The sequence below is a fragment of the Pseudomonas sp. WS 5078 genome, from assembly GCF_012985745.1.
GTDB classification, from domain to species: Bacteria; Pseudomonadota; Gammaproteobacteria; order Pseudomonadales; family Pseudomonadaceae; genus Aquipseudomonas; species Aquipseudomonas lundensis_A.
Map to the genome: position 1 here is coordinate 1 of NZ_JAAQWX010000024.1, position 7,500 is coordinate 7,500.

The following is a 7,500-nucleotide window of genomic DNA, read 5'->3' on the forward strand; positions in this document are numbered from 1 at the left end:
ACAAAAACAAAATCCCTGTCTGCGTGAGCAGACAGGGATTCTGGAATTTAATCTTGACGATGACCTACTCTCACATGGGGAAACCCCACACTACCATCGGCGATGCATCGTTTCACTGCTGAGTTCGGGATGGGATCAGGTGGTTCCAATGCTCTATGGTCGTCAAGAAATTCGGTAGCCAGGTCGTTTACCTTACGGTTAACGCTCCAGCGAATGGGTATGTAATAGTTTGGTGTTTTGTGAGGTGCAAACTTTCGGTTTGTATCGTCTTCACACACCGCAATCTGGTCTTTCGATCAAATTGCTTGGGTGTTATATGGTCAAGCCTCACGGGCAATTAGTATTGGTTAGCTCAACGCCTCACAGCGCTTACACACCCAACCTATCAACGTCGTAGTCTTCGACGGCCCTTTAGGGAACTCAAGGTTCCAGTGAGATCTCATCTTGAGGCAAGTTTCCCGCTTAGATGCTTTCAGCGGTTATCTTTCCCGAACATAGCTACCCGGCAATGCCACTGGCGTGACAACCGGAACACCAGAGGTTCGTCCACTCCGGTCCTCTCGTACTAGGAGCAGCCCCTCTCAAATCTCAAACGTCCACGGCAGATAGGGACCGAACTGTCTCACGACGTTCTAAACCCAGCTCGCGTACCACTTTAAATGGCGAACAGCCATACCCTTGGGACCGGCTTCAGCCCCAGGATGTGATGAGCCGACATCGAGGTGCCAAACACCGCCGTCGATATGAACTCTTGGGCGGTATCAGCCTGTTATCCCCGGAGTACCTTTTATCCGTTGAGCGATGGCCCTTCCATACAGAACCACCGGATCACTAAGACCTACTTTCGTACCTGCTCGACGTGTCTGTCTCGCAGTCAAGCGCGCTTTTGCCTTTATACTCTACGACCGATTTCCGACCGGTCTGAGCGCACCTTCGTACTCCTCCGTTACTCTTTAGGAGGAGACCGCCCCAGTCAAACTACCCACCATACACTGTCCTCGATCCGGATAACGGACCTGAGTTAGAACCTCAAAGTTGCCAGGGTGGTATTTCAAGGATGGCTCCACGCAGACTGGCGTCCACGCTTCAAAGCCTCCCACCTATCCTACACAAGCAAATTCAAAGTCCAGTGCAAAGCTATAGTAAAGGTTCACGGGGTCTTTCCGTCTAGCCGCGGATACACTGCATCTTCACAGCGATTTCAATTTCACTGAGTCTCGGGTGGAGACAGCGCCGCCATCGTTACGCCATTCGTGCAGGTCGGAACTTACCCGACAAGGAATTTCGCTACCTTAGGACCGTTATAGTTACGGCCGCCGTTTACCGGGGCTTCGATCAAGAGCTTCGCGTTAGCTAACCCCATCAATTAACCTTCCGGCACCGGGCAGGCGTCACACCCTATACGTCCACTTTCGTGTTTGCAGAGTGCTGTGTTTTTAATAAACAGTCGCAGCGGCCTGGTATCTTCGACCGGCGTGGGCTTACGCAGTAAATGCTTCACCCTCACCGGCGCACCTTCTCCCGAAGTTACGGTGCCATTTTGCCTAGTTCCTTCACCCGAGTTCTCTCAAGCGCCTTGGTATTCTCTACCCAACCACCTGTGTCGGTTTGGGGTACGGTTCCTGGTTACCTGAAGCTTAGAAGCTTTTCTTGGAAGCATGGCATCAACCACTTCGTGTTCTAAAAGAACACTCGTCATCAGCTCTCGGCCTTAGAATCCCGGATTTACCTAAGATTCCAGCCTACCACCTTAAACTTGGACAACCAACGCCAAGCTGGCCTAGCCTTCTCCGTCCCTCCATCGCAATAACCAGAAGTACAGGAATATTAACCTGTTTTCCATCGACTACGCTTTTCAGCCTCGCCTTAGGGACCGACTAACCCTGCGTCGATTAACGTTGCGCAGGAAACCTTGGTCTTTCGGCGTGGGTGTTTTTCACACCCATTATCGTTACTCATGTCAGCATTCGCACTTCTGATACCTCCAGCAAGCTTCTCAACTCACCTTCACAGGCTTACAGAACGCTCCTCTACCGCATCACTTACGTGATACCCGTAGCTTCGGTGTATGGTTTGAGCCCCGTTAAATCTTCCGCGCAGGCCGACTCGACTAGTGAGCTATTACGCTTTCTTTAAAGGGTGGCTGCTTCTAAGCCAACCTCCTAGCTGTCTAAGCCTTCCCACATCGTTTCCCACTTAACCATAACTTTGGGACCTTAGCTGACGGTCTGGGTTGTTTCCCTTTTCACGACGGACGTTAGCACCCGCCGTGTGTCTCCCATGCTCGGCACTTGTAGGTATTCGGAGTTTGCATCGGTTTGGTAAGTCGGGATGACCCCCTAGCCGAAACAGTGCTCTACCCCCTACAGTGATACATGAGGCGCTACCTAAATAGCTTTCGAGGAGAACCAGCTATCTCCGAGCTTGATTAGCCTTTCACTCCGATCCACAGGTCATCCGCTAACTTTTCAACGGTAGTCGGTTCGGTCCTCCAGTTAGTGTTACCCAACCTTCAACCTGCCCATGGATAGATCGCCCGGTTTCGGGTCTATTCCCAGCGACTAGACGCCCTATTAAGACTCGCTTTCGCTACGCCTCCCCTATTCGGTTAAGCTTGCCACTGAAAATAAGTCGCTGACCCATTATACAAAAGGTACGCAGTCACCCAACAAAGTGGGCTCCCACTGCTTGTACGCATACGGTTTCAGGATCTATTTCACTCCCCTCTCCGGGGTTCTTTTCGCCTTTCCCTCACGGTACTAGTTCACTATCGGTCAGTCAGTAGTATTTAGCCTTGGAGGATGGTCCCCCCATATTCAGACAAAGTTTCTCGTGCTCCGTCCTACTCGATTTCACTGCAAAGATGTTTTCGCGTACAGGGCTATCACCCACTATGGCCGCACTTTCCAGAGCGTTCCGCTAACATCAATACAGCTTAAGGGCTGGTCCCCGTTCGCTCGCCACTACTAAGGGAATCTCGGTTGATTTCTTTTCCTCAGGGTACTTAGATGTTTCAGTTCCCCTGGTTCGCTTCTTGTACCTATGTATTCAGTACAAGATAACCATCTTATGATGGTTGGGTTCCCCCATTCAGACATCTCCGGATCAAAGTCTGTTTGCCGACTCCCCGAAGCTTTTCGCAGGCTACCACGTCTTTCATCGCCTCTGACTGCCAAGGCATCCACCGTATGCGCTTCTTCACTTGACCATATAACCCCAAGCAATCTGGTTATACTATGAAGACGACATTCGCCGAAAACTTGCAATTACTCACAAATTTTACCTTAGCCTGAATAAACACCAGTGAAAGTGTCATTCAGTCTATCTTTCTATTACATACCCAAATTTTTAAAGAACGATCTAATCAAAAGATCAGAAATCAACATTCACCATCGTGCTGATGGAATGCTCATTTCTAAGCTTTACGATACAGAAGCAAGTTTATGGTGGAGCCAAGCGGGATCGAACCGCTGACCTCCTGCGTGCAAGGCAGGCGCTCTCCCAGCTGAGCTATGGCCCCATACAAAATTGGTGGGTCTGGGCAGATTCGAACTGCCGACCTCACCCTTATCAGGGGTGCGCTCTAACCAACTGAGCTACAGACCCAATTTCGAGCTTGTAACTGTTAGCGTGAGCTATCAGCTTGGAGCTTAAAGCTGCTTCTATCGTCTTCTTCAATGAATCAAGCAATTCGTGTGGGAACTTATGGAGCAGCTGATGTCGTCGATTAAGGAGGTGATCCAGCCGCAGGTTCCCCTACGGCTACCTTGTTACGACTTCACCCCAGTCATGAATCACACCGTGGTAACCGTCCTCCCGAGGGTTAGACTAGCTACTTCTGGTGCAACCCACTCCCATGGTGTGACGGGCGGTGTGTACAAGGCCCGGGAACGTATTCACCGTGACATTCTGATTCACGATTACTAGCGATTCCGACTTCACGCAGTCGAGTTGCAGACTGCGATCCGGACTACGATCGGTTTTATGGGATTAGCTCCACCTCGCGGCTTGGCAACCCTTTGTACCGACCATTGTAGCACGTGTGTAGCCCAGGCCGTAAGGGCCATGATGACTTGACGTCATCCCCACCTTCCTCCGGTTTGTCACCGGCAGTCTCCTTAGAGTGCCCACCATTACGTGCTGGTAACTAAGGACAAGGGTTGCGCTCGTTACGGGACTTAACCCAACATCTCACGACACGAGCTGACGACAGCCATGCAGCACCTGTCTCAATGTTCCCGAAGGCACCAATCCATCTCTGGAAAGTTCATTGGATGTCAAGGCCTGGTAAGGTTCTTCGCGTTGCTTCGAATTAAACCACATGCTCCACCGCTTGTGCGGGCCCCCGTCAATTCATTTGAGTTTTAACCTTGCGGCCGTACTCCCCAGGCGGTCAACTTAATGCGTTAGCTGCGCCACTAAGAACTCAAGGTTCCCAACGGCTAGTTGACATCGTTTACGGCGTGGACTACCAGGGTATCTAATCCTGTTTGCTCCCCACGCTTTCGCACCTCAGTGTCAGTATCAGTCCAGGTAGTCGCCTTCGCCACTGGTGTTCCTTCCTATATCTACGCATTTCACCGCTACACAGGAAATTCCACTACCCTCTACCATACTCTAGCTTGCCAGTTTTGGATGCAGTTCCCAGGTTGAGCCCGGGGATTTCACATTCAACTTAACAAACCACCTACGCGCGCTTTACGCCCAGTAATTCCGATTAACGCTTGCACCCTCTGTATTACCGCGGCTGCTGGCACAGAGTTAGCCGGTGCTTATTCTGTCGGTAACGTCAAGACACTAACGTATTAGGTTAATGCCCTTCCTCCCAACTTAAAGTGCTTTACAATCCGAAGACCTTCTTCACACACGCGGCATGGCTGGATCAGGCTTTCGCCCATTGTCCAATATTCCCCACTGCTGCCTCCCGTAGGAGTCTGGACCGTGTCTCAGTTCCAGTGTGACTGATCATCCTCTCAGACCAGTTACGGATCGTAGCCTTGGTGAGCCATTACCTCACCAACTAGCTAATCCGACCTAGGCTCATCTGATAGCGCAAGGCCCGAAGGTCCCCTGCTTTCTCCCGTAGGACGTATGCGGTATTAGCGTCCGTTTCCGAACGTTATCCCCCACTATCAGGCAGATTCCTAGGTATTACTCACCCGTCCGCCGCTCTCAAGAGGTGCAAGCACCTCTCTACCGCTCGACTTGCATGTGTTAGGCCTGCCGCCAGCGTTCAATCTGAGCCATGATCAAACTCTTCAGTTCAAACATCTTTGGGTTTTGAGAAAACCCTAAACTTGGCTCAGCAATCGTTGGTTACATCTTTGATTTCTCGCGGAGTAACTTGTGATGCTGATAATCTTTTTGACTATCAGTCTGACTCCACAAGCACCCACACGAATTGCTTGATTCAGTTGTTAAAGAGCGGTTGGTTAAGCTTTCGCTCAACCGAGGCGCGCATTCTACAGCAGCCTCTGTTGCTGTCAAGCGGTTATTTTAAGATGTTTTCAAAGTTTCCTCTGTAACATCAACCACTTGCGCTTTCGATCTCTCGTCAGCGGGAGGCGAATTCTACAGCGTTACACGCTGCTGTCAACCCCACTTTATTCTTTATTAATCAGGTTAGTGACCTGATTAACTGCACACGCTTTTTACAAAGCTTGTACTTCTACAAAAACAAAATCCCTGTCTGCGTGAGCAGACAGGGATTCTGGAATTTAATCTTGACGATGACCTACTCTCACATGGGGAAACCCCACACTACCATCGGCGATGCATCGTTTCACTGCTGAGTTCGGGATGGGATCAGGTGGTTCCAATGCTCTATGGTCGTCAAGAAATTCGGTAGCCAGGTCGTTTACCTTACGGTTAACGCTCCAGCGAATGGGTATGTAATAGTTTGGTGTTTTGTGAGGTGCAAACTTTCGGTTTGTATCGTCTTCACACACCGCAATCTGGTCTTTCGATCAAATTGCTTGGGTGTTATATGGTCAAGCCTCACGGGCAATTAGTATTGGTTAGCTCAACGCCTCACAGCGCTTACACACCCAACCTATCAACGTCGTAGTCTTCGACGGCCCTTTAGGGAACTCAAGGTTCCAGTGAGATCTCATCTTGAGGCAAGTTTCCCGCTTAGATGCTTTCAGCGGTTATCTTTCCCGAACATAGCTACCCGGCAATGCCACTGGCGTGACAACCGGAACACCAGAGGTTCGTCCACTCCGGTCCTCTCGTACTAGGAGCAGCCCCTCTCAAATCTCAAACGTCCACGGCAGATAGGGACCGAACTGTCTCACGACGTTCTAAACCCAGCTCGCGTACCACTTTAAATGGCGAACAGCCATACCCTTGGGACCGGCTTCAGCCCCAGGATGTGATGAGCCGACATCGAGGTGCCAAACACCGCCGTCGATATGAACTCTTGGGCGGTATCAGCCTGTTATCCCCGGAGTACCTTTTATCCGTTGAGCGATGGCCCTTCCATACAGAACCACCGGATCACTAAGACCTACTTTCGTACCTGCTCGACGTGTCTGTCTCGCAGTCAAGCGCGCTTTTGCCTTTATACTCTACGACCGATTTCCGACCGGTCTGAGCGCACCTTCGTACTCCTCCGTTACTCTTTAGGAGGAGACCGCCCCAGTCAAACTACCCACCATACACTGTCCTCGATCCGGATAACGGACCTGAGTTAGAACCTCAAAGTTGCCAGGGTGGTATTTCAAGGATGGCTCCACGCAGACTGGCGTCCACGCTTCAAAGCCTCCCACCTATCCTACACAAGCAAATTCAAAGTCCAGTGCAAAGCTATAGTAAAGGTTCACGGGGTCTTTCCGTCTAGCCGCGGATACACTGCATCTTCACAGCGATTTCAATTTCACTGAGTCTCGGGTGGAGACAGCGCCGCCATCGTTACGCCATTCGTGCAGGTCGGAACTTACCCGACAAGGAATTTCGCTACCTTAGGACCGTTATAGTTACGGCCGCCGTTTACCGGGGCTTCGATCAAGAGCTTCGCGTTAGCTAACCCCATCAATTAACCTTCCGGCACCGGGCAGGCGTCACACCCTATACGTCCACTTTCGTGTTTGCAGAGTGCTGTGTTTTTAATAAACAGTCGCAGCGGCCTGGTATCTTCGACCGGCGTGGGCTTACGCAGTAAATGCTTCACCCTCACCGGCGCACCTTCTCCCGAAGTTACGGTGCCATTTTGCCTAGTTCCTTCACCCGAGTTCTCTCAAGCGCCTTGGTATTCTCTACCCAACCACCTGTGTCGGTTTGGGGTACGGTTCCTGGTTACCTGAAGCTTAGAAGCTTTTCTTGGAAGCATGGCATCAACCACTTCGTGTTCTAAAAGAACACTCGTCATCAGCTCTCGGCCTTAGAATCCCGGATTTACCTAAGATTCCAGCCTACCACCTTAAACTTGGACAACCAACGCCAAGCTGGCCTAGCCTTCTCCGTCCCTCCATCGCAATAACCAGAAGTACAGGAATATTA

The 7,500-nt window shown here is 50.9% G+C and carries 2 tRNA genes and 5 rRNA genes (1 of these 7 only partly in view); all 7 read right to left on the minus strand.

What is annotated here, in order from left to right:
- Positions 1-51: 51 nt before the first annotated feature.
- Positions 52-167 (minus strand): 5S ribosomal RNA (rrf, locus tag HBN68_RS21720).
- 149 nt (positions 168-316) lie between these two features.
- Positions 317-3,208, minus strand: a 23S ribosomal RNA gene (locus HBN68_RS21725).
- 236 nt (positions 3,209-3,444) lie between these two features.
- Positions 3,445-3,520, minus strand: a tRNA-Ala gene (locus HBN68_RS21730).
- A 9-nt stretch (positions 3,521-3,529) separates the two neighbouring features.
- Positions 3,530-3,606 (minus strand) — tRNA-Ile (locus HBN68_RS21735).
- A gap of 122 nt (positions 3,607-3,728) precedes the next feature.
- Positions 3,729-5,265, minus strand: a 16S ribosomal RNA gene (locus tag HBN68_RS21740).
- 456 nt (positions 5,266-5,721) lie between these two features.
- Positions 5,722-5,837: ribosomal RNA gene (rrf, locus tag HBN68_RS21745) — 5S ribosomal RNA — on the minus strand.
- Between the two features lie 149 nt (positions 5,838-5,986).
- Positions 5,987-7,500 (minus strand): 23S ribosomal RNA (locus tag HBN68_RS21750) (it continues 1,378 nt past the right edge of the window).
- Together the 16S, 23S and 5S rRNA genes with 2 tRNA genes alongside form the textbook arrangement of a ribosomal RNA operon.